This is a genomic window from Schauerella aestuarii (assembly GCF_009866805.1).
Classification (GTDB): domain Bacteria; phylum Pseudomonadota; class Gammaproteobacteria; order Burkholderiales; family Burkholderiaceae_B; genus Schauerella; species Schauerella aestuarii.
The window spans coordinates 157,124-180,189 of sequence record NZ_SIZW01000038.1; the positions used below are offsets into that span (position 1 = coordinate 157,124).

General features: G+C 62.3%; 20 protein-coding genes. 12 read left to right on the forward strand and 8 right to left on the reverse strand.

Annotated features, from left to right (window positions below):
- Positions 1 to 365: 365 nt before the first annotated feature.
- On the forward strand, positions 366 to 761 hold the full coding sequence (locus EYW45_RS02310) for a hypothetical protein (RefSeq protein ID WP_161133765.1): 396 nt from the start codon (positions 366 to 368) through the stop codon (positions 759 to 761).
- 46 nt (positions 762 to 807) lie between these two features.
- On the opposite strand, the gene EYW45_RS02315 is transcribed toward EYW45_RS02310, so the two are convergent.
- Both EYW45_RS02315 and purN read right to left on the reverse strand, forming a co-directional pair.
- Positions 808 to 2,322, reverse strand: coding sequence for an RsmB/NOP family class I SAM-dependent RNA methyltransferase (locus EYW45_RS02315; RefSeq protein ID WP_161133766.1), 1,515 nt, complete (start codon positions 2,320 to 2,322; stop codon positions 808 to 810).
- 58 nt (positions 2,323 to 2,380) lie between these two features.
- Positions 2,381 to 3,067: a phosphoribosylglycinamide formyltransferase gene (gene purN / locus EYW45_RS02320; RefSeq protein ID WP_161133767.1), complete on the reverse strand. Its 687-nt coding sequence runs from the start codon at positions 3,065 to 3,067 to the stop codon at positions 2,381 to 2,383.
- Between the two features lie 48 nt (positions 3,068 to 3,115).
- Between purN and EYW45_RS02325 the strand changes: the two genes are divergently transcribed.
- From EYW45_RS02325 to EYW45_RS02360, 8 genes are all read left to right on the forward strand, one after another.
- A complete protein-coding gene (locus EYW45_RS02325) occupies positions 3,116 to 4,081 on the forward strand; it encodes a bifunctional riboflavin kinase/FAD synthetase (protein WP_161133768.1) in 966 nt (321 codons plus the stop codon).
- Complete coding sequence (gene ileS, locus EYW45_RS02330; RefSeq protein WP_161133769.1) at positions 4,071 to 6,950, forward strand: isoleucine--tRNA ligase; 2,880 nt, start codon at positions 4,071 to 4,073, stop codon at positions 6,948 to 6,950. The genes EYW45_RS02325 and ileS overlap by 11 nt, the downstream gene beginning before the upstream one ends.
- Complete coding sequence (gene lspA / locus EYW45_RS02335) at positions 6,947 to 7,474, forward strand: signal peptidase II (protein WP_161133770.1); 528 nt, start codon at positions 6,947 to 6,949, stop codon at positions 7,472 to 7,474. The genes ileS and lspA overlap by 4 nt, the downstream gene beginning before the upstream one ends.
- Before the next feature lie 53 nt (positions 7,475 to 7,527).
- Positions 7,528 to 8,730 (forward strand): bifunctional phosphopantothenoylcysteine decarboxylase/phosphopantothenate--cysteine ligase CoaBC, encoded by a 1,203-nt coding sequence (gene coaBC, locus EYW45_RS02340; RefSeq protein ID WP_161133771.1) that lies wholly within the window; start codon positions 7,528 to 7,530, stop codon positions 8,728 to 8,730.
- Between the two features lie 373 nt (positions 8,731 to 9,103).
- Positions 9,104 to 11,356, forward strand: a complete 2,253-nt coding sequence (locus EYW45_RS02345; protein WP_161133772.1) for an alkaline phosphatase family protein — start codon at positions 9,104 to 9,106, stop codon at positions 11,354 to 11,356.
- A gap of 11 nt (positions 11,357 to 11,367) precedes the next feature.
- On the forward strand, positions 11,368 to 11,712 hold the full coding sequence (locus tag EYW45_RS02350; protein WP_161133773.1) for a hypothetical protein: 345 nt from the start codon (positions 11,368 to 11,370) through the stop codon (positions 11,710 to 11,712).
- A 63-nt stretch (positions 11,713 to 11,775) separates the two neighbouring features.
- Positions 11,776 to 13,926: a phosphocholine-specific phospholipase C gene (locus EYW45_RS02355; protein WP_161133774.1), complete on the forward strand. Its 2,151-nt coding sequence runs from the start codon at positions 11,776 to 11,778 to the stop codon at positions 13,924 to 13,926.
- Between the two features lie 56 nt (positions 13,927 to 13,982).
- Complete coding sequence (locus EYW45_RS02360) at positions 13,983 to 14,864, forward strand: LysR substrate-binding domain-containing protein (protein ID WP_161133775.1); 882 nt, start codon at positions 13,983 to 13,985, stop codon at positions 14,862 to 14,864.
- A gap of 69 nt (positions 14,865 to 14,933) precedes the next feature.
- On the opposite strand, the gene phnX is transcribed toward EYW45_RS02360, so the two are convergent.
- The 5 genes from phnX to phnD all read right to left on the reverse strand — a co-directional run bounded on the left by phnX (position 14,934) and on the right by phnD (position 19,566).
- Positions 14,934 to 15,773 carry a phosphonoacetaldehyde hydrolase gene (gene phnX, locus EYW45_RS02365; RefSeq protein ID WP_161133915.1) on the reverse strand — a complete coding sequence of 280 codons (840 nt, stop codon included), beginning with the start codon at positions 15,771 to 15,773 and terminating at the stop codon, positions 14,934 to 14,936.
- A gap of 78 nt (positions 15,774 to 15,851) precedes the next feature.
- Positions 15,852 to 16,955, reverse strand: a complete 1,104-nt coding sequence (gene psrA, locus EYW45_RS02370; protein ID WP_161133776.1) for an iron-containing alcohol dehydrogenase PsrA — start codon at positions 16,953 to 16,955, stop codon at positions 15,852 to 15,854.
- A gap of 72 nt (positions 16,956 to 17,027) precedes the next feature.
- Positions 17,028 to 17,846 carry a phosphonate ABC transporter, permease protein PhnE gene (phnE, locus tag EYW45_RS02375; RefSeq protein ID WP_161133777.1) on the reverse strand — a complete coding sequence of 273 codons (819 nt, stop codon included), beginning with the start codon at positions 17,844 to 17,846 and terminating at the stop codon, positions 17,028 to 17,030.
- Between the two features lie 2 nt (positions 17,847 to 17,848).
- Positions 17,849 to 18,676: a phosphonate ABC transporter ATP-binding protein gene (phnC, locus tag EYW45_RS02380; protein WP_161133778.1), complete on the reverse strand. Its 828-nt coding sequence runs from the start codon at positions 18,674 to 18,676 to the stop codon at positions 17,849 to 17,851.
- Positions 18,673 to 19,566 carry a phosphonate ABC transporter substrate-binding protein gene (gene phnD / locus EYW45_RS02385; protein WP_161133779.1) on the reverse strand — a complete coding sequence of 298 codons (894 nt, stop codon included), beginning with the start codon at positions 19,564 to 19,566 and terminating at the stop codon, positions 18,673 to 18,675. Before phnD ends, phnC begins: the two co-directional genes overlap by 4 nt.
- Positions 19,567 to 19,680: 114 nt before the next feature.
- Between phnD and EYW45_RS02390 the strand changes: the two genes are divergently transcribed.
- Entirely contained in the window at positions 19,681 to 20,556 is an 876-nt protein-coding gene (locus tag EYW45_RS02390; protein ID WP_161133780.1) for a LysR substrate-binding domain-containing protein, read from the forward strand.
- 5 nt (positions 20,557 to 20,561) lie between these two features.
- Here the strand turns inward: EYW45_RS02390 and EYW45_RS02395 are convergent, their stop codons facing one another.
- Complete coding sequence (locus EYW45_RS02395) at positions 20,562 to 21,614, reverse strand: metal-dependent hydrolase (protein ID WP_161133781.1); 1,053 nt, start codon at positions 21,612 to 21,614, stop codon at positions 20,562 to 20,564.
- Between the two features lie 111 nt (positions 21,615 to 21,725).
- Here EYW45_RS02395 and EYW45_RS02400 point away from each other — a divergent pair, with 111 nt between their 5' ends.
- Positions 21,726 to 22,373: a DedA family protein gene (locus tag EYW45_RS02400; protein ID WP_161133782.1), complete on the forward strand. Its 648-nt coding sequence runs from the start codon at positions 21,726 to 21,728 to the stop codon at positions 22,371 to 22,373.
- 32 nt (positions 22,374 to 22,405) lie between these two features.
- Positions 22,406 to 23,032, forward strand: a complete 627-nt coding sequence (locus tag EYW45_RS02405; protein ID WP_161133783.1) for a hypothetical protein — start codon at positions 22,406 to 22,408, stop codon at positions 23,030 to 23,032.
- Positions 23,033 to 23,066: the final 34 nt, after the last annotated feature.

A 23,066-nucleotide genomic window follows, 5' to 3' on the forward strand; every position in this document is an offset into this window, starting at 1 on the left:
ATCCGACACCCGGGTTTCAATTTAGTTCTTGTGATAAATCAAGGACTAACCTGATTTCCGAGGGGTGGCTGCGCCCGTATTGTTACCATACACCGAATAGCTTTACTTGCCCGATGGAAATACACATCGGCGCGATAGCTAAACTCGCAAAACGTTCTTAAAAACCGTTAACTTGCCATCAATGTCCAGCAACTTACCCGGTAGTATCTCATACCGCACCATTTTTGTCAGGAATAGCGTCGTGTTTGCGCTGTCCCCGTTTTGCAACGTTGCCCGCATCGCGTTCCCATCACCCGGCAATCCCCATGTCGATTAATGACGCGCCTCGCACCAGGACGCGCAGGCCGGCGCGGTCTCTACTCGGCGTGCCGCGCACGGTCGTGGCGCTCGGCGCCGTTGCGGCCCTGCTATACGCGACCTGCCCCACGGCAGCATTCGCCGCCTCTCCTGCATTACGCCCGGGGCAGGAAGTGGTGTTGGGCACCTACTTCGAGATCTGGCCCGGTGTGTGCCAGGGCGTGGCCCGACCGGTCGTGGTGATCACACAGCGGCCCATGCTGGGCGAATTGATCGTGCAGGGAGGGCAAGCCCCGCACGACGCCGGAGGAAAGTGCGGGCGCATCCCGACTGGCACTACTACGGTGCTTTACAGGGCCGGCGCCGCAGCAGGCGATGACACCTATGCTTGGGAAGTTCGTTACCAGCACGCAAGGCGTGCGCCCATGAAGCTCAACGGCCGGCAAACGCTCACGGGCCGCTAAGCGTGGCGCGGCAAAATAGCCGCGCATGACACGCAGGCCTTTCGCGTTACGCCGACTCTTCGTCTGCTAGAGGCAGCGCCACGGAGGCTGCCGCCTCGGGCAAATCCGCCGTTTTGCGACGCTCGAACACGGCGCCGAAGAAACCATCGGTGCCGTGAACATCCGGACGCAACTGCATGTACGGACCTTTGAGCCCGGCTCCTTCGCAACGGCTGTTGATCAGTTCGGCGGCATCCACCTGTACGAAATCCGGGTGTGACGCGAGAAAGGCTTCGGCCTGTGCCTCGTTTTCCTCGGCCAGCACGCTGCACGTGGCATACACCAGGCGCCCACCCGGCGCGACACACCGCGATGCGCTCGACAGAATGCGCAATTGCAGGTCGCAGAGTTCGGCGAGCGAATCGGGGTGCTGGCGCCACTTGAGGTCGGGGTTGCGGCGCAACGTGCCTGTGCCGCTGCAAGGTGCGTCAACGAGTACCCGCTGCGCCTTGCCCGCCAGGCGTTTGACGCGCGCATCGTTTTCGCTGTCGATCACGACCGGCACCACATTGGACAATCCGCTCCGTGCAAAACGCGGCTTGGCACGTGCCAGGCGTTTGGCCGACACATCGAATGCGTACAAGCGACCCGTGGAGCGCATCAACGCGCCCAACAGCAGTGTCTTGCCGCCCGCACCGGCGCAGAAGTCGATGATCATCTCGCCACGCTTGGGCGCCACCAACAACGCGAGCAATTGGCTGCCCTCGTCCTGCACTTCAATCGTGCCGGCTTCAAACTGCGGCCAACGATTGACCGCCGGCCGACCCTCAAGGCGGATCCCCCAGGGCGACAACGGCGTGGCCTTCGGCGAAAAGCGCGCTGCCGGGCCGTGCACCAAACCCGCCAGTACATTTTCGCGCTGCGCCTTGAGCGGGTTGACGCGAATATCCAGCGAAGCCGGCTGATTGAATGACGCAATCAGCGCGTCGGCATTGTCCAACGCGGACAATCGCTGATCGAGCCAATCCGGCACGCTCATGCGCACCGCGCGCGGCAGGTTGTCGATCGTGGCCTTGGACACGCGACGCAACCAGCTCGCGTCTTCCTGCGACACGCTGTCGTACAGAATGTTGTGATCCTGCGTGGCGTTCAAACCGAGCAAGGCCAGGCGACGCGATGCCGGGCCCGAGCCCGACTCGGCCAGGTGCTGGTAAAGCCGCAAATGGCGCAACACATCGAACGTGGCTTCTGCGATTTCCGACCGGTCACGCAACCCGAGTTCGCGGTGCTCACGCATCCACCGGGACAGCACGACATCAGCGGGGCCCGACCACTGCAGGATTTCACCCAGGACTTGCTGGACTTGCGTCAAACGCGTGGCGGCGATCGCGACGGCGGGCTTGGGTTTCTCGACGACAGGCTTGAGCGAACTGATGAAGCGCGAATCGGCTTCGCTCACCAAACCCGTGCGGGAGTGCGGCGACGCCGCCGGGCGAGCCCGACCGCCCTCGGACGATCGGGGTGCGGACCGCTTGTCGCGGCTGCCGCTGGAACGCGACCGGGGCTGGGAGGGTTTGCTCATAAGAATCCGATAAAAAAGAACAGGCCATGCCTGTCATCCTCGCGCAGCACGCGAGGGATTAATTTGAAAGTACTGGGGTCGCCACTTCGGGCGCCCATAAAAACAATCGATCGGTAACGCCGGCAACCTCGACACGCCCATCGGTGCCCGTGGTGACGCGGCCCTCTGCCAACCAGCGCGCCGCAGTCGGGAACACCCGGTGCTCGACATCGAGCACCCGATTGGCGAGCACCTCGGGGGTATCGCCATCCAGCACCGGCACACAGCCTTGGGCAATGATCGGTCCGTGGTCGAGCACCGGCGTGACGAAATGCACGGTGCAGCCATGGGCGCGCACCCCTGTGGCAATCGCCTGCGCGTGGGTGTGCAAACCAGGAAAAGCCGGCAACAACGACGGATGAATGTTGATCATGCGCCCGGCATACCGCTGGACGAAAGCGGGCGTGAGCACGCGCATGAAGCCTGCAAGCAACACATAATCGGGCTGATAACGGTCCACTTCCTGCGCCAGCGCAGCGTCGAACGCGTCGCGGCTGGCGAACTGCCGATGATCGAGCGCCGACGTGGGAATACCTTGCGACCGCGCCCAATCCAGCCCCGGCGCGTCAAGACGGCTGGCGATGACGGCGGCGATCGTGGCCGGCCAGCCCTCTTCGCGGCAAGCCTGGGCCACGCGTTGCATGTTGCTGCCCCGCCCCGAAATCAGGATGACGAAGCGGCGCGGCGATGACGAAGTTGCAGACAAAATTGAAATCCTACGTTTGATGCAAGGCAAAATTGTAAACTCTTGCGCGTGAAACCGATGCTTCGTATTTACCGCGACCTCCCTCCTCCCTCCGACAGGCCGCCCTGCGCGCTCACCATTGGCAACTTCGATGGGGTGCACCGGGGCCATCAGGCCATGCTGGCGCACCTGCGGGCGGCCGCGCAATCGCGCGGACTGGCCACCACGGTGATGACGTTCGTGCCGCACCCGCGCGAATACTTCGCCTTGCAGCAGCGCCGTCCCGAATTGGCGCCCACCCATGTATCGGGCTTGCGCGACAAACTTGCCGGGCTGACCGACCAGGGCGTTGAACGGGTCATCCTGCAGCGTTTCGACGCGCGTCTGGCCAACCTCTCTCCTCAAGCCTTCATCGAAACGTTACTGGTGGACGGGCTCAACACCAAGCTGCTGCTGGTGGGCGAAGACTTCCGCTTCGGCCACAAACGTACCGGCGACATCGACACCTTGCGTGAGGCGGGTGCCCGCCATGGCTTCGAGGTGCATACCCTGTCGGACATCACCGACACCGATGGGCGTCGCATATCCAGTTCGGAAGTGCGCACAGCCTTGGCCGTGGGCGACCTCGAAGGCGCCAAGTCGCTGCTGGGGCATGATTTCGCCGTCAGTGGCCACGTGATTCACGGTCAGAAGCTTGGCCGCACGCTGGGCTATCCCACGATGAACCTGCGCGTGGCCCCGCGTTGCGCGGCACGCTCAGGCATTTATGTGGTCAAGGTGAGCGGCTTGGGGCCTCAACCCCTGCCCGCCGTGGCCAGTTTGGGGGTACGTCCAACCGTTGAGGATGACGGACGTGTCCTGCTTGAGGCGTTTTTGCTGGATGCGACGGTAGACGCATACGGTAAACTCGTTCGGGTCGAATTCCTGCACAAGCTGCGGGATGAAGAAAAATTCTCGGATCTCGCCACCCTGACCACCGCCATCGCCGATGATGCGAGCCAGGCACGCGCTTATTTTGCCGTTCATGGACTATAAAAAAACTCTCAATCTTCCCGACACCCCGTTTCCGATGCGAGGCGATCTCGCGAAACGCGAACCCGCATGGATTGCGCAATGGGAAGAAAATCGAATTTACGCAGCCATCCGTGAAGCCAGCAAAGGCCGTCCCACGTTCGTGTTGCACGACGGGCCGCCCTACGCCAACGGCGACATTCACATCGGCCATGCGGTCAATAAGATCCTGAAGGACATCATCGTCAAAAGCCGCAATATGGCGGGCTATGACGCGCATTATGTGCCCGGCTGGGATTGCCACGGCATGCCGATCGAGATCCAGATCGAAAAGAAATATGGCAAGCACCTGCCCGTGGCAGAAGTGCAGTCCAAGGCGCGCGCCTATGCGCTGGAGCAGATCGATCGCCAGAAAAAGGATTTCAAGCGCCTGGGCGTGCTGGGCGATTGGGACCATCCTTATCTCACGATGAACTTCACCAACGAAGCGGACGAAATCCGCGCGTTGGGCCGTATCTTCGAAAAAGGCTATGTATTTCGCGGTCTGAAGCCCGTCAACTGGTGTTTCGACTGCGGTTCGGCCCTGGCCGAGGCCGAAGTGGAATATGCCGACCGCGTCGATCCCGCCGTCGACGTGGCCTTCCCCTTTGCCGACAAGCCGGCCCTGGCCCGCGCCATGGGTCTAGCCGATATCGACGACGGTGCCGTCGTCATCTGGACCACCACGCCCTGGACCATTCCGTCCAACCAGGCGCTCAATATCCACCCCGAATTCGAGTACGCGCTGGTGCGTGTCACCCCGGCACCGGCCACGGGACCATTGCTGTTGCTGGCCGCCGAGCGCGTCGCGCCCTGTCTCGAACATTGGGGGCTGACCGGTGAAGTGATCGCCACGTGCAAGGGCGAAGCGCTGTCGGAGATCCGTTTCCGCCATCCGTTGGCGCAAGCCGATGCCGGCTTCGATCGCACCTCGCCGATCTACCTGGGCGACTACGTCACGCTGGATGCCGGTACCGGCATCGTGCACTCCGCGCCCGCCTACGGTATCGAAGACTTTGTGTCCTGCAAGGCTCACGGTCTGAAAGATGCCGACATCATCAATCCCGTGATGGGTGATGGCCGCTACGTCGAAAGCCTGCCGCTCTTCGGCGGCCTGTCGATCTGGGATGCCAATCCCAAGGTCGTCGAAGCGCTGACCGCCGCCGGCACCTTGATGCATGTCGAGAAGCACAAGCACAGCTACATGCATTGCTGGCGTCATAAAACGCCGGTCATCTACCGCGCCACCAGCCAATGGTTTGCCGGCATGGACGTAACGCCCGCTGACGGCGGCGCCACGCTGCGCGAGAAAGCGCTGGCCGGCATCGACGCCACCGCCTTTTATCCCGGCTGGGGCCGCGCGCGTCTGCATTCGATGATCGCCAACCGCCCTGATTGGACCTTGTCGCGTCAGCGACAATGGGGCGTGCCGATGGCCTTCTTCGTGCATAAGGAAACGGGCGCATTACATCCTCGCACGCCCGAATTGCTCGAACAGGTGGCCCAACGCGTGGAACAAGCCGGCATCGAAGCCTGGCAAAGCATCGAGCCGCGCGATCTGCTGGGCGACGAGGCCGACCAATACGAGAAAAACCGCGATACGCTGGATGTGTGGTTCGACTCGGGCACCACGCACGCCACCGTGCTGGGCGGCGCACGCGATGCCGACGCCAAGACGGCGGCGCGCCTGGGCTCCCATGGCCGCAATCTGGGCTGGCCTGCCGATCTGTATCTGGAAGGGTCGGATCAGCATCGCGGCTGGTTCCACTCGTCGCTGCTCACCGGCTGCATGCTGTACGACCGTCCCCCCTACAAGGCGTTGCTCACGCACGGTTTTGTGGTCGATGGTCAAGGCCGCAAGATGAGCAAGTCGGTGGGCAACGTGATCGGTCCGCAAAAAATCTCAGACTCGTTGGGCGCTGAGATCCTGCGTCTGTGGGTCGCCTCCACCGATTACTCGGGTGAGTTGTCGATCTCGGACGAAATCCTGAAGCGCGTGGTGGAAGGCTATCGCCGCATTCGCAACACCTTGCGATTCCTCCTGGCCAACGTGGCCGATTTCGATGCATCCACGCAGGCCGTGCCTGTGGCGGAAATGCTCGAAATCGATCGCTATGCGCTCGTGATGACTGCGCGCATGCAGGCCGATGTGCAGGCGCTGTATGAACGCTACGACTTCCATCCGGCAGTTTCGCGCTTGCAGATGTTCTGCTCGGAAGACCTGGGTGCGTTCTATCTCGACATCCTGAAAGACCGCTTGTATACCTCCGCGCCGGGTAGTGTGGCGCGTCGCAGTGCGCAAACCGCCCTGCTGGCGATCTCGCGCACGTTCATCAAATTGATGGCTCCGATTCTGTCGTTCACGGCAGAAGAGTCGTGGGGGTTGTTGCCCGACTCGGCGCGGCAAGATGCCGGTGGCGTGAAAACGATCTTTACCGAGACGTTTGAAACGCTGCCCGACCTGGGTGCGCAGTCCGAAGTGTTGGACGCCAAATGGTCGCGCCTGCGTGCGCTGCGTGCCGACGTTACCCGCAAACTCGAAGATGTGCGTACCGCTGGTGGCATCGGCTCGTCGCTGCAAGCGGAAGTCGACGTGTACGCTAGCGGCGACGCCCTGGCCGATCTCCAGAGCCTGGGTGACGATCTGCGTTTCGTACTGATCGTGTCCCGCGCGACTGTCCACGCCTCCGACGACGCCGAACCCCGGATCGACATCACGCCGTCGGCCCATCGCAAATGCGATCGCTGCTGGCATTGGCGCGCCGATGTGGGCGCGGACACCGCACATCCCGATATCTGCGGCCGCTGTGTGAGCAATCTGTTCGGTACCGGTGAAACCCGGCACATGGCATGACGCGCGCGGATACGCAGCCCACCCCGGTCGACGCGCGACCGGGCGGTGCGGCCTTCGTACGCTGGATACTGATCGCCGTCGCGATTATCGCGATCGATCAGGTGACGAAGATCTACTTCAACACCCAGTTCCAGTTTGGCGAGCGCGTCAACATCCTGCCGTTCTTCGACTTCACGCTGCTGTTCAACCGCGGCGCGGCCTTTAGCTTCCTGGCGTCAGAAGAAGGCTGGCAGCGCTGGTTCTTCACCGGCCTGGGGGTGATTGCGTCGATCGTGATCGCGGTGCTGCTGTACCGCAATCCGGGGCAGCGGCGCTTCGCGCTGGCGCTCACGCTCATCATGGGCGGCGCGCTGGGCAATGTGATCGACCGCATGGTCTACGGCCATGTGGTCGACTTTCTGCTGTTCTACTGGCGTGACTGGTATTACCCGGCGTTCAATATCGCCGACATGGCGATCACTGGCGGCGCCATCTTGCTCGTGGTCGACGAACTGCTCCGGGCGCGAAAACCGCGTTCGGACTGATCGCCGGCCTCCCTGATGCATAATGCTCGATCGAGCCTTTCAACGTTGGCCCCATGCTAGATCTCGCTAAAAAACGTATCGTTCTTGGCCTGACCGGCGGCATCGCCTGCTACAAGATCGCCGAGCTGGTGCGCCGTCTTACGGAACAGGGCGCCACGGTCGACGTCGTCATGACCGAGGCCGCGACGCATTTCATCACGCCGGTCACCATGCAGGCGCTGTCCGGCCGCCCGGTATTCATGGATGCCTGGGATGCGCGCATTCCCAACAACATGGCGCACATCGATCTTACGCGCGGTGCCGATGCGGTATTGATCGCGCCGGCCAGCGCCGATTTCATGGCCAAGCTGGTGCACGGCATGGCCGATGACCTGTTGTCGACCCTGTGCCTGGCGCGCGCCTGTCCGTTGCTGGTGGTGCCGGCCATGAACAAGGAAATGTGGGACAACCCCGCTACGCAGCGCAACGTGGCGCAGTTGCGCGACGATGGCATCGCTGTGCTGGGCCCAGCTGCCGGCGATCAGGCGTGCGGCGAGACCGGCAACGGGCGCATGCTCGAGCCGCACGAAATTCTGACCGACCTGATTGCTTCATTCCAGCCGAAAGTGCTGGCCGGCAAGCATGTGCTGCTCACTGCCGGCCCCACATCCGAGCCGGTCGATCCGGTGCGGGTGCTGAGCAATCGGTCGTCCGGCAAGACCGGTTACGCGCTGGCGCGGGCCGCGCGTGAAGCCGGTGCCCAGGTCACGCTGATTACCGGTGCCACCGCCTTGGCGATCCCCCGTGGCGTGCAGGCCATCAACGTGATGACGGCCTCCCAGATGCATGATGCCGTGATGGCCAATGTGCGCCACGCCGATATCTTCATTGCCGTAGCGGCCGTGGCCGACTGGCGCGTGACCAATATCAGCACGCAGAAGCTCAAGAAAACGAGCGAAGGCGGCGGCGCGCCCATCATGAATTTCGCACCCAATCCCGACATCCTGGCCGAAGTGGCCGCGCTGACGAACGGTCCGTGGTGTGTGGGCTTTGCGGCCGAAACCGAGAAGCTGGCCGAACACGCCGAAGCCAAGCGCCGTCGCAAAGGCATTTCATTGCTGGTGGGCAACCTCGCCCATCAGGTGATGGATGCCGACACGACCGAATTGGTGCTGTTTGACGAGCAAGGTGTGCATCCCCTGCCTCCGGCACCCAAGCTGGATGCCGCACGCCGGTTGATCGCCGAGATTGCCAGCCGGGCACCGCGCAAGGCGTAGCCGTCCGGCTCGCGGACGCATTATTCATCCGCGGCGCAAAGACCTGTACGCAAACTTCGCTGCACCATGCCGATATGCATCGCATGCCCTTTGCAGCGACGCGCGCGCGCCTTCAGTTTTCAAGACGCGATCTGATGTGCGCGCTCATCGGTGAGCAGCCAGGCAACCGGCGCTGCTTACCCTTCCCCCCGATCAAAAGCCACATCAAGTGACGAAAAACTCGGCAGCAGCGCGGACAAACTCCTAGGAAATCGTCGCCACGGTGTCACGGCGCTCGGCTCAAATTCGACTACTCCTCCTCACTAGGCAGTCGAAAATGAAATTAGAGCGGTTGGTTCCCCTCGCCCAGACCCGCGCATACTTTGGCGGTGCCGTGCCAACATGGCTGCGCGCGATGGCGATCGCAACGCTATCCGTCGCGCTGACGGCTTGCGGCGGCGACGATGACGATACGAACGACAGCGCCCCCACGCCGACAGTGCCGACTGTGCCGGGGTCGCCTGCCACGCCGGACAACCCGTCCACTCCTTCGCCTACGCCCGGCACCCCGGAGACGCCGCCCTCGCCCGAGACACCCGGCACGCCTGAAGGGCCTGACATGCCTGAGACTCCCGATACCCCCACTGGACCGCCCAGCCAGCACGCGCTGATCATCGACATGGACAGCGCCACGTATGCCGCGGTGCAAAGCGGCGTCGCCAACGGCACTTTGCCGAATCTGGCGCGACTGCGCGTCGCACCGGCTTATACCGGTGGCGTCAGCGGCACACCGAGCCAGCAGCCTACGCTCGATATGCCAGGTTGGGCCACCCTGCTGACGGGCACGTGGGCCAACCGGCACGGCGTGCTTTCGAATGCGCAAACGCAGGCGCTACGTGGCGCGACGATCTTTGAGACGGCCAAGGCGAGGAACATCGGCGTGAGTGGCGTTGCCGTCGCCTCCAATGGCTTTGCCCAACTCCTGGCCTCGGATCGCGAAGCTGGCTTTTTAGACGCAATGACCGACTGCTCGTCGCAGGCCGCCACCACGGACTGTGTGACGAACGGCGCATTGCAAATGATCGGCAGCGACTACCGCACGGTGGTGGCGCAGTATCGCGCTGCCAAAGACGCGGCCCTGGATTACGGCATTGGCTCGCCGCAATACGCGAACACGTTGATCGGTCTGGACAAGGCTGTCGGCATTTTGCTTGCCGCCACCGACAAGCGTCCAAATAGCGCGTGGCTGGTCGTCGTTACCGGTAACCATGGGCTTAGCGGCAACAGTCAAGACGATGGCCTGCCGTTGACGCCGCAGTCGACCACGTTCATTGGATCGAATCGAACGTTCAACGACGGCGGAATTGGTGTTGGCGCAGCCGTGCCGACAGCATTGGCCGATCTGTATCGCTATGCCAGCATTGCCGATATCGCACCCACAGTGTTGGCACACTTGAGCGCGTTGCCCGACGCTGCGCAATATGCCTTCGACGGCGGCCAGCTCATTGGCCCGCTACCGGTCGGGCAACTGACCGCGACCGTGTCCGACAACAACTCGTCGTCCGTCACCGTCGCATTGAATTGGGTCGCACCGAATGACGCCACGATCGACGTTTGGCGTGACGGTCGTCTCGTTGCATCTGCTTTGCCGGCAGGAACCACCTCCTTTACGGATAATCAGCTTACCAACGACCTTGCGGCGAAAGGTACATACCGGTTTGCCTACACGGTAACCGCCCGCACTGGTGAAGCTGCGGCGTCGCGAGGCATTGTGAGCCCCCCGGTCTCCTATGTGCCGCCCGTCCCCCTGGCCGCCACGTTGATCAATGGACTCGTTTCCTATTACCCGTTCAGCGCCACACTTCCCCCTGTAGACACTCAAGCCAACAGCACCATGGGACCGGCGTCGCCCGACCTGCCACTCTCAGCCGGCGCCGTGGTTCCCGGGCCGTTCTCAGGCAGCCATGGTCTGCTGGTCGATACAAATTTCGTGACTGCGAGCGGTTTGGAAGGCTACAGAATGGTGCCCGCTGAGGGACGTGATATTTCGAAAGGTACGGCACCACAGTTCACGTTTGGGTTCTGGTTCAAGGCACCAGAATGTGTATCGCGTAGCAACGTGACCGTGCTGTCGAACAAGAACTATGTCAGCGGCGGCAATGCAGGTGTCGCCATCGGCATGTTCTCCAGTTCGGGCAATCAATGCGGCATTGCCTTCAATATCGGTTCGGGCGGTGCCCGCGCCGACGGCCCCACTGGCCCGTACACCCAAATCACTGTTGACCGCTGGGTGTATATCGCGTTCTCGGTCGATGGTCTGGCCAAGACGATGAACATGTATGTGTTCGATTCGGTGACTGGGGTGACGAACCGGGTTGCCACGGCCAAATCCACCGGAAGTGTGGACCTGTCGAAGCTCTCGCCGTATCCGCAATGGGGCATTGGGGACGATGGTACCGGCGCCTACCTCATGAACAAGTGCAATGGAACGGTAACGCCGCCCTATACGGTCGGCCAGTGCGCTACCGCCCCACCCTATCGCCAAATATTCGGCGATCTTGCGATGTGGAATCGTGTGCTGACCGACGGAGAATTGCAGTCGATTTTCCTCTCGAACAAGCCATTGTCGACGCTCTCGGCACCGTAAGGAAAGCCACCATGATCTCCATGCTTTCACACACCACCCTGGGAAATGCCATGCGTCGTAGCGCATGGCGGGCCGTGCTCACCGTCACGATGGCATGCGTATCGCTCGCCGGTTGCGGCGGCGACGACGATGACGCAACGGTCGCCGATGCGGGACCAGCCGCCACCGAGCCGGCAAGCAGCGCCCCCGCACCGCCTGTAGCGCTACCGGAAACGGCAACGTCGCCCACCTCGGATGGAATTTCAGCATCCCAGATTCCCATCGTTGCGGCGCCGGCCACCGGCACATGCGGCGAATCGGGCACGGCGGTCGAACCGGACCGAGTCTTGAACTCCACGCTCGATTGCGCGCCATGAACGATAGGCGCGCTGTGGCAGCGCCTTCGATCATCCCTTGCCGACCTAACTGAATCGATCATCATGAGCAAAATGAATCGCCGAAATTTCCTTCGAGTAGCAGCCGCGACGGCTGCACTCGGCCCGTTTCCACCGGCCATCCAGCGCGCACTCGCGATCCCGGCCAATAACGCCACCGGCACGATAAACGACGTCGAGCACGTCATCATCCTGATGCAGGAAAATCGATCCTTCGATCACTACTACGGCACCATGCCGGGCGTGCGCGGATACAGCGATCGGTTCACCATTCCGATGGCATCGGGCCAGTCGGTTTGGATTCAGCAGGGCAGCGCGGGCACGGTGCAGCCGTATTATCTCGATGCCACCAAGGGCAATGCGCTTCGCGTCGGCGGTGCACACGATTGGAACGATCAGCAGGCCGCTTGGGACGGCGGTCGCATGGCGGCCTGGCCACGTGCGAAGAACACCAAGGTCGCGATGGGCTATCTGCAGCAGAATGACCTTTCGTTTCACTTCTCGCTGGCCAATGCGTTCACGGTGTGCGACGCGTATCACACGTGCATCAACACCGGTACGTTCACCAATCGGATGTTTCTCTGGAGCGGCACCAACGGCGCCAATGTGAGCGGGCATGCCTGCGTCACGAACTCCAACTGGGGCGGGCTCGGTCCGTCGCAGGATGGTCTCGACTGGACGACCTATCCCGAACGACTCGAGGCCGCCGGCGTGCGCTGGAAGGTCTACAGCCGACCCGGCAACAACAGCAACAACAACCAGTTGGTGGCGTTTGCATCCTATCGCGCCGTCAATGAAAAGCTCGCTGCGGTGGGCTCCCCCAATGCCCCGCACACCTCGTCGCTCGAGGCGGCATCGCCGCTCTACAAGGGATTCGGCAACACGATGCCGGACGGCGGCTATCTGCAGGCGATCGCCGACGACATCGCAGCCGGCACGCTGCCGCAGGTCAGCTGGATCGTGGCGCCGGGCCCCTACAGCGAACATCCCAGCATGTCGGTACCGGCGCAAGGCGCCTGGTACCTGCAGACCCTGCTGGACATGCTGACCGCGCGTCCCGACATCTGGAGCAAGACCGTGCTCATCGTGAACTACGACGAGAACGACTGCTTCTTCGACCACATGCCTCCGCCTGCGCCCCCGTGGCGCACAGAAGACGGTGTGCTGATGGGCAAATCCACTGTCGACGTGACCAACGAGTACTACACGATGCCTGCACCACCGGGGGATTCCCGCAAAGTGACACCAGACGGCCGACCGTTCGGCGCCGGCCCGCGGCTGCCCACGCTTGTCATCTCGCCGTGGAGTGTCGGGGGATGGGTGAACTCGCAGCAATTCGATCACACCTCGGTACTGCGTTTTCTGGAACAACGGTTCGGCATCGCCGAGCCCAACATCAGCCCCTGGCGCCGCGCAGTGTTCGGCGACATGATGTCGTGCTTCAACTTCAAGGATCCCAACACGGCAAAGCCGCTGCTCAGCGCCGCACCGACGCGCGCGGAGGCCGACGCCACGTTGGTCCAGCAGGTCGGGGCCGGCAGCGTGCCCGTACCGGATGTGGGCACGGTACCGTTGCCCACGCAGGCGCTGCTGCGCCGCCCGTCGCGCGCGTTGCCCTACCGTCTGCATACCAGCGCCAATGTCGATATCGGCATGGGCGAAGTCTGGTTGACCTTCAGCAATACAGGCTCGCAAGGGACGGTGTTCCACGTCTACGACGAACTGAACCTGTCGCGGTATCCGCGCCGCTATACCGTAGAAGCCGGAAAAATGATTTCGGATGCCTGGCAGGCGACGGTCGACAATGCCGGCCGCTACAGCCTCTGGGTGCTGGGCCCGAACGGTTACCACCGCCGGTTCAAAGGCGATATCAATGCGTTGGCCGCTGGCCCGAACCCCGAAGTTCGCGTCTGCTATGACACTGCCGCCCGCAGCATTTCGCTCACGATCATGAACATGGGCCGTGTGCCGGCAGCGTTAAGCGTACAGGCCAATGCCTATCGTGCCGACGGCCCCTGGCGCTACACCGTGGATCCCGGCATGCAGATCGACCCACGCTGGTCGTTGGAGGCAACCGATGACTGGTACGACTTCACGGTGACGATGGGCGACGCTTTCGAGCGCCGATTTGCCGGCCGGCTGGAGACCGGCAAGGACGGCATCAGCGACCCTGCCATGGGCGTCGCAACCGCGTAACGTTCGGGGGCCAATATCGCCCCTTCCTGCAACCGTCAATTCTCGCCGCCCCTGCCGTGACACTCACTCAGATTCGCGCTTTCATCATGGTGGCCCAGCACGGTGGATTCACGGCGGCAGCTCGCGCGTTGGGCATGAGCCACACCACGCTCAACTCGCAAATCCAGATGATCGAACGCGAGCATGGTGCGGAACTGTTCCATCGGCGCGGACGGCGTGTCGAACTCTCCGCATTGGGCGCGGAGATGCTGCCGCTCGCGCGCAGAATGGTGTCGCTGGAGGCCGACATGCGGCTGATGCTCGACGATAGCGGTGCACTGCGGCGGGGTGCGCTGAAGGTCGGCGCCGTCGGCCCTTACCATGTCACCGAGATGATCGAGGCATATCACGCGGTGTACCCAAAGATCAACTTGTCGGTCAGGCTTGGCAACTCTGAAGTGGTGCTCGACGAGTTGGATAAGTACGTGTGCGACGTCGGGGTGGTGGCCAGTCCCCATCCGGAAGACCGCTACTACATGCAGCCCTACGCGCGGTATCCGGTGATTGCCTTCGTGCAGATCGATCACCCGTTCGCGCGTCGCGGCAGCATTTCGCTGGCGGAGTTGTCGTCGCAGCCCATGCTGATGCGAGAATCCGGTTCCACGACGCGCAAAGCGCTGGAAGACGCGCTGAGCACGCAAGACCTGCATGCAAATGTTGCGATGGAGATCGGTAGTCGCGAAGCATTGCGCGAGGCGGTCGCAAGAGGCCTGGGGGTGGGAACCGTTTCACAGTCTGAGTATGTGCCCGATCCTCGCTTGCGCCCAGTGCGCATCGAAGGCGATGTCGTCTCCACGCATATTCACGTGTGTTGCCTGCGCGAGCGTAGGGAAAGCCGGCTGATCGCGTCGTTCTTCGATGCCATTGCCGGCCGCAAGGGCCCTCCCCCTGATCGTTGATGTTGGCCCATTGGCGTGGATGGAGGCCGGGCGCCATCCATTGGCCACTCAGCGCCGCCCTGCTCCGTTTCAGGGCTGCTCGCCACGCCTCAGACGCTGCTCGATCTCCTGAATGACGGCGGGCAACTCGGCCACGGTGCCGATCACAAAATGCGCGCCGGCCTGAGTCAAGCGCTCACTCGCGTGCAGCACGCGTGCATCGATCTCGGCGGACTCGGCCAACGCAAGCTCTGCCTGCGAGTAGCCCACCTCATTACCCGACAGCGTAATCCCCACGCACCACATTCCGGCACGAACACCCTCGTGAATACCTGGCACGGTATCGTCGACCTTGATGCATTGCCGTACATCGCTCGCGCCAAGCGCCAGCACATTGGCCAGCGCCATATACGGACCTGGCCTGCCGCCTGCGGCAAGCTCATCCCCGGCGACGACGCAATCGGGTTCGATCCCGGAAGCCGCCGCGCTGGGCAACAGCACATCCAGCACTTGACGCGGATAGCCCGAACATGAACCGATCTTGATGCCGCGCTCGCGCAAGCCTTGCAGTATCTGCACCGCGCCCGAAATGGGTTGAGAATATTCGGCAACCTTTTCGATCTGCATCGGCATAAAGCGTCGATACACTGCATCGATATCTTCGCTCGACGCCGGATGGCCGAATCGCTCGATCCACTGCGTTCGAATGGCAGGTTCTGCCAACAGGGTTCGAATGTGGTCGCGCTTGGACAAGCCCATCGGGCCGCGCGCCTGAGCCAATGTGATGTCGATGCCGAAGCTGGCAAACGCGTCCACAAAGATCTGCGTCGGCGCCAACGATCCGAAATCCACCAGTGTCCCGGCCCAGTCAAAGATAACGGCATCGATTCGGGCGCTCGATCGTGTGTCGCCGGTGCCCGGCGACACCATGCTGTGTTGTGTACCTGAATCTTGGTTCATATCTATCCCTTGAGAATTAGCGATTGACCGTCTGTAAAAGGTGGCCGGTCAGGGCAACGCCGGATGCATACCTACGAAATTGCGGCCCCGGGGCCCCTTCAGCGCGGCATTCACCTGGTCTTGCCACTGGTCTGCCGCCATCCCGTACGATTCGGGATCAGTGCTCACACCAAGATCTTCCAGAAAGGCCGTCAACACCGAGATCGCCTGATCGGCATCGTGGCTGTCGAATATGGTGAGCAATAATGCGTCGAGTTCGCGGTCTACACCGAACGCCATGCGCATGACGCGGGGCAAACTGAACGAACACGCAATGCCGTGGACCACGCCGTGCTCCAACGTCAGACCGTATGACAACGAATGCGCCAGAGCTGTTTTGGTATTTGAGAATGCCATGCCCGCCAGGATGGCCGCCTCGGCGATGTCCGAACGCCGCGCGCGGTTATCGAGATCCCGCATCAGTTGCGGCAACGTCGCCAACACCTTTCTGGCGGCCGAAACAGCAAGACTGGCAGAAACCGGATTGCGATTTACATTCCACAGCGATTCGAGCGCATGAGAAAGCGCGTCCAGACCGCTGGCAAGTGTCACGCTCGCGGGCAGGCTGAGCATCAACGCGGGATCGATCAGAGCCGCTTCGGGCCAGGTCCACGGCAGGTGCAGCGAGTACTTGCGACCGTTGCGCTGATCCCAGATGGTGGCCCAGGGCGTCACCTCGCTTCCCGTGCCCGCTGTCGTGGGCAGCGCGATCAACGTCCGCAGGCGACGGGGCGGACGGGTCATCGCGGCGTCGCCGGCCAGGCAAGCCAGCAACTCGTCGAATGTTCCCGATGGCGTGCCGGTCAGCATGGCTTTTGCACAGTCGATCACACTGCCGCCACCCACGGCCACGATGCACTCTACGTCGGGATGTTCCCGCCAAAGGCGCTCATAAAGCGGCGCCAGCCACGACACGTCCGGATTAGGCTGCACATCCGTCTCGATCGCCACGAGTTTTGCTCCGAGCAGGTTCTGAATCCGCTCACACAGCCCAAGCCGGCGCGCCTCTGGAAAGGTAATCAGAATTGCACGCCGGTTGCCCAGCCTGGCGGGCAGGTGGGCCAACGCGCCCTCACCCGCGTCGATCGCGACGGGATTATGAAATTGCCACATTTGAATCTCGAGTCATTGAATAAGGTAGTGGCCGCGCGCACGTGTGAAACCTGCGGCCGACGATGTACGACGCTAGCCGCGCCCGTTGCTGCGGATCGCCGCGCGCAATCGATTTGAGATCATGTCTGCGGCAATCACCATGACCGTAATGACGATGATGCAGGTGGCCGTCTCCTGATACTTGAAGAGTTTCAGGCTGCTGACAAGTTCAAACCCCAGCCCGCCGGCGCCCACCATGCCCAGCACCGTGGCCGAGCGCAGATTGACCTCGAAGCGATACAAAATCACTGCAATCCAAGCCGTGATGACTTGCGGCAAGACGCCGAAAGCGATCACCTGCAAGGGTCGCGCGCCCGTTGCCCGCAAGGCTTCCAGCGGCCCTTCATCGATTTCCTCGATGCTTTCAGCAAAGAATTTCCCCAACATCCCGACCCCGTGCAACGCGAGGGCCAGCACCCCCGGAAAGGGCCCCAGCCCGACAGCCGCCACGAAGACAAGTGCCAGAATGAGTTCGTTGATGCTGCGGATCACATTGAGCGACTGCCTCGTCGCGCGATACAGCCAGGGATTGACGTTCAGATTTCGCGCTGCCAGAAACGACACCGGAACGGCGCCGACGATGCCGAGCAACGTGCCCCAGATGGCGATTTGGATCGTTTCGATGGCGGGCGCCATTAATGCAGGCAGGATGCTGAGATCGGGGGGAACCGTACGGCTGAGGAAGTCAGCGATTTGCGGCACACCGGCGGCAAGTTCGGCCGCACTCAATTGCGCACCCTGTGCGCTCCAGTTCAATGCCGCAACCGCCACCGCGACCAGGATCGCCGTCAGGCTCCAGCCTTTCAGGGTCGACGGCAGGGGTGCCACCCAGAGGTATTTCGAGTCATTCATGATCAGGCGACCTTGTGGGTAGGTTGGAAAGACTCGGCGCTGCAGCCGATGGCGCCATGCCTGCCGACCGCCTCGTCGGTAGGCACCGCCTCATTGCCGGGCTCGATATCTGGATAGATGCGCGCCAGGTCGTCCTCCCGAAGGGCATCGGGCGCACCGTCGTAGACGACACGGCCATGAGCCAATCCCACGATACGATCGGCGAACTCCCGGGCGTAATCGACCTGGTGCAGATTGCACACCACCGTTATCCCCAACTCACGCGTGGCGTCGTGCAGATAACGCATCACCAGGCGTGCGGTCTTGGGGTCGAGGCTGGCGACGGGTTCGTCGGCCAGAATCACGCGTGGGGTCTGGGCGAGCGCGCGCGCGATACCCACACGCTGACGCTGTCCTCCGGATAACGAATCGGTTCGCGCCTGCGCCTTCTGCGTCAATCCCACGCGCGCCAGGCACGCATGGGCCAAGGCCACATCCGCGCGGGTGAACAACTGCAGGATCGAGCTCCACACAGGGACTACGCCCAATCGGCCCGTCAACACGTTTCGGACGACCGACAATCGCGGCACCACGTCATGATGCTGAAAGATCATGGCAACTTGCCGCCGCAGCGCACGGGTGTCCCGATCGACTGCCGCGTCGATGCCGGCTACCTGGATTTCACCTTCATCGGCGCATGCCAGACGATTCATGCATCGCAACAGCGTCGATTTTCCAGCGCCGGACTGCCCGAGCACGACAAGGAACTCACCGGGTTCGGCATCGAGGTCCACACCTCGCAAGACTTGGTTGGTGCCATACCGTTTGGTCACGCCGCGCAGGCGGATCATTTCATGGTCCCCAGGTTGAGCTTGAGCACCTTGGCCGTATCTCGCACCACGTCGTAAGCCGCGTCCGTCGTCGGTTGAAAGCCATTGAGCATGCCCTGGTCACCCCAAGGCACGTCCTTGATATTGGCCAGCGCCTTGGCCACCTTTGCCTTGACGGCGGGATCGAGGTCCTTGCGCCACACCATTGGCGATTCGGGGATATCCTTCGATGTCCACACCACCCGCAGGTCATCCTGGCGCAGTTGGCCCTTCGCGATGGCACTGGCATAAATGCGGTCGGCCACGGCAGCGGCATCGACCTTTTTATTGGCCACGGCCAGCAGGCTGGCATCGTGCGAGCCGGAGAAAACAACGCGAGAAAAAAGCTTGTCCGGGTTGTATCCCGCCTGCTCCAGTCCCGCTTTGGGAAACAGGTGGCCCGATGCCGAACTCGGATCGACGAAGGCGAAGGTGCGACTCTTCAGGTCATCGACCGTGTTCAAGCCACTATCGGCGCGCACCACGATCAAACTGCGGTAGGCGCTTTGGCCTGTCTTTTTCGTGACCGCCACGGAAAACGCCTCCACGTTTGCCACCGATGCAGCAAGCACATAGGAGAAGGGTCCCAGGTAGGCCACGTCCAGTTTCTTGGCGCGCAGCGCTTCGATAATGCCGTTGTAGTCGGTCGCGACGAACGGTTTGACCTTCATGCCCGTCTGCTGCTGCAATTGCTCGATGACCTGCTTGCTCGCCTCGATCATCGCCTGCGAGTCTTCGGCGGGAATCAATCCGATGGTGAGCGTTTCTTCAGCAGCCTGCGCCGTCGCGCCGCTGAAGATCGATAACGCCGACAGGCAAATACCCGCCGCGATCAGGGTACGACGGTGCAACGCGGAACGAAGTGACTTCATGGCTGGCATCCATTCAAAAGAGGTGGGGAATGCCATGCAGATTACGGATGTCACATGTCGATCATATTATTCATTTAGCATCGGTTTCATTAGCCAACCATAGCAACAATCTATATGTCGATCGCTCGATTCCGCGCCTTTCTCGCCGTCGCACGGCACGGCAGTTTCAGTGCTGGCGCCCGCGCGCTTGGCTTGGCGCAACCCACCATCACCACGCAGATCCAGGCGCTGGAGCGACAACACGATGTCGAACTCTTTCATCGCCGTGGGCGTGGCGCACAACTGACGCAAGTCGGTCTTTCCCTGTTGCCCGTGGCCCAGCAGATCGGTGCGCTCGAACTCGACGCATTCAACCTGCTGCACGATGCAGGAAAATTGAATACAGGTGTCCTGCGCATCGGGGCCGTGGGCCCGTTTCACGTAATCGAAATGGTGGAGGCTTACCATCGACATTATCCGGGCGTGAACATCTCGATTCGGATCGGCAACTCTGCGGAAGTGCTCGCGGATCTCGAAAACTATGCCACCGACATCGCCGTCCTTGCGGGCGTGCACGATACCCCTGGCTTCAGTGCCGAGCATTACGCCAGCCATGCCGTGATTCTGTTTGCCCCGGTCTCGCACCCGCTGGCAGCCTGCGACACGGTGCCCTTATCGGCCCTGCACGACGCGCCGTTGCTCGTGCGCGAGGCGGGATCCACCACGCGCGCCGCATTGGAAGAGGTACTTGCAAACGCTCAGGTCAAGCCGCGCGTCGTCATGGAGATCGGCAGCCGTGAGGCACTGCGCGAGGCCGTCGCCCGCGGATTGGGCCTGGGCGCCGTATCGGAAGCCGAGTTCATTCCGGATCGTCGGTTTCGCCCAGTACGCATCGAGGGCGATCCCGTGCATACCCATACTTTCATTTATTGTCTTGCCGAGCGGCGGGCTAGCCGACTGTTGTCATCGTTCATCACCCGCGCGATCGCGGTGAGGGACGCCCAGAAATAGCGCCTCTATTGCGCAACCGGCACCGTATTTCGCTTGGCCCATTCGTTGAGCGGCAAAGGCGGTGTCTGCACGAAGATCCGTTTCAGAATGGCGCGCAACTGCTCGCCCGATCCACGGTCGCTCGGCCAGCGCTTGGGCGTGATCGGCGTAAACACGCCTTGCGTATTGCGCTCGGCCATCACGAACCGGAACGTGTAATACCCCGGCATGCCCATTCGCAGATCGGTCACGACGAGCGAGCGCCCGATGGCGTCATAACGCAGCCAGTCGTCGGTAAACCACGTCAACCGGTCGTGGAGCGCATCCTCGCGCAGCGGGGCCACCAGATCGAGACGCAGATTCTGGCGGACGTACTCGGGCGGCTTGCGGTCGAAAACGCTGGTGACCGCCTCGACGTATCCGCCGCTCTCCGTCTTCACCACCACGCGCCACAGCAACGCATTGAGCGGCATGGGCGACGAAAACACGCCGGCGATTTGCACGCCATCTTGCCGCAACGTGGCCAACACACGGTTTTCGGCTACCTGCTTCAACCCCAGGGTGCCCACCAGATACGCGGTGCTCAGCCCCAGCATCCACCACTGAAACCGCAGTGCATTGCCGGCGTAGCCCGAGGCCGCCCCCCACAACACCGCCGCGATCAAGGGGATCGTGTAGATCGGATCGATGATGAAGATGCTCGACCAGCTCTCGGGCGTGCGCATCATCGGCCAGAACAATTGGGTGCCGTAAGACGTAAACGAATCCAGTATCGGGTGCGTGACCAGCACCAGCGTCAACGTCAACGCCAGGCGCCAGCCGCTATAGGGCGCGTCGGGCCACCTTTTTCGGATCAGCCAGGCCATGAGCAGCGCCAGCGCGGTCAGCACGAAGATGGAGTGCGAGTACCCGCGATGAAACGTCATCGTCGACACGGGGTCGGGATAGGAGGCGAGCACGTCCAGATCCGGCAATGTGCCCAGCACGGCGCCGTAGAGCAGCGCGCGCCGGCCTTGCTGGCGGCCAAGCAGTGAGGCTTGAATGCCCGCGCCCAGGACGGCTTGTGTAATGGAATCCATGAAACGCTTGATATCCTTTTGAGAGCTTGCGCGACCAACTCGTCCGTACGAATGAAACGCGAAAGTCGGCAGCCGCGTTAAGATACATGATTGCCCTAAACGACGCAGCGAATGGATCAGATCATCGATACGGTTGGACAGTTCATTGAAACCAACCAATTTTGGGCAGGGCCCGTCATCGCGGCGCTCACATTCGGCGAATCGCTGCTGATCGTTGGCCTTCTCATTCCCGCAACGGCCTTGTTGCTGTTGATTGGCGGGCTTGTGGGGAGCGGCACGCTGCCTTTGGTGCCCGTTTTGATCTGGGGCATCGCCGGTGCCATCCTCGGCGACGCAGTGTCGTACATCGTCGGCCGGTGGCTCGGCCCCAGCATCATGCGCCGCTGGCCGCTCAATCGACATCGCAGCGCTGTTGCGCGCGCACGACTGTTTTTCTACAAGTATGGCTTTGCCTCGGTGCTGATGGGCCGCTTCCTGGGCCCGATCCGCGCCACGATTCCCACCGTGGCCGGCATCATGCGCATGAATATGATGTCGTTCCAGGTGGCAAACATCCTGTCGGCCGTATTGTGGGTGCCGATCATGCTCGCACCGGGCTATATCACCGCACGCAGCCTGGGCACCGCCGAGAACGCACAGCAGATCGGTCTGGTGGTCGGCACAATCGCGTCAGTGGTGATTGGCGTGGGCTTATTGATCATGATGGTGCGTAAACGCCGCCCTACCCGCACTGCCCGCCGCGATCGTCCGGTATCCTGAGGGGCTGGTACACACAATAAGGGGTAAGGACGATGGCGATCGACATGGGACCGCGCGACGGCGATTTCGCACGCTACGTTGAAGGGTTGACCAGCGGTGCAGCCGGCGAGCCGGGCCGCGTTTACGGTGGCATGTCCAAGCCCGCGCCTGCCGTCTCCCCTTCCTGGTCGTCTTCACGTCCGGATCAGACGCCACTGACTGACGGTTTCCCGGCGCCATCGCCGGTGGCCGTGCCGCCCCCGCCGCGTTCCAGTTCGCAACGCGACGCGCAGGCGGATGCGGCCAAGCCCGCCATGCTGCGATCGGCAGCCGATGTCGCGAGTGCCAAACAAGACGCGCTGCGGGTGCCCGATACATCCAATACCGAATCCATCACGCTCGCTGGTCGAGCCGGCAAGCGGCTCTTCGGCACGCTGCTCACGCTTGTCGCCATCGGGATCTTCATCGCGGGTGCCCGCCATGCCATCGAAGCGTTCGAGAACGGCGTGCGTGGCCCGCAGGAGTTCATCCCCGCGATCTTCCTCTTTGTGTTCGGCGGCATGGTGCTGCGTGGCGCGCGCAGCTTGCGGCGCGAAGCAGACCGGCCTGTCGCGGTCTTGCCGCCGCTCACCACTGTTTCCAACCGGGCTTCCGCCCCGCCCTCACGGCGGCCGTCGTAACGCGTGCCGGCCGTCTGGCCGCCACGCGTCGTGT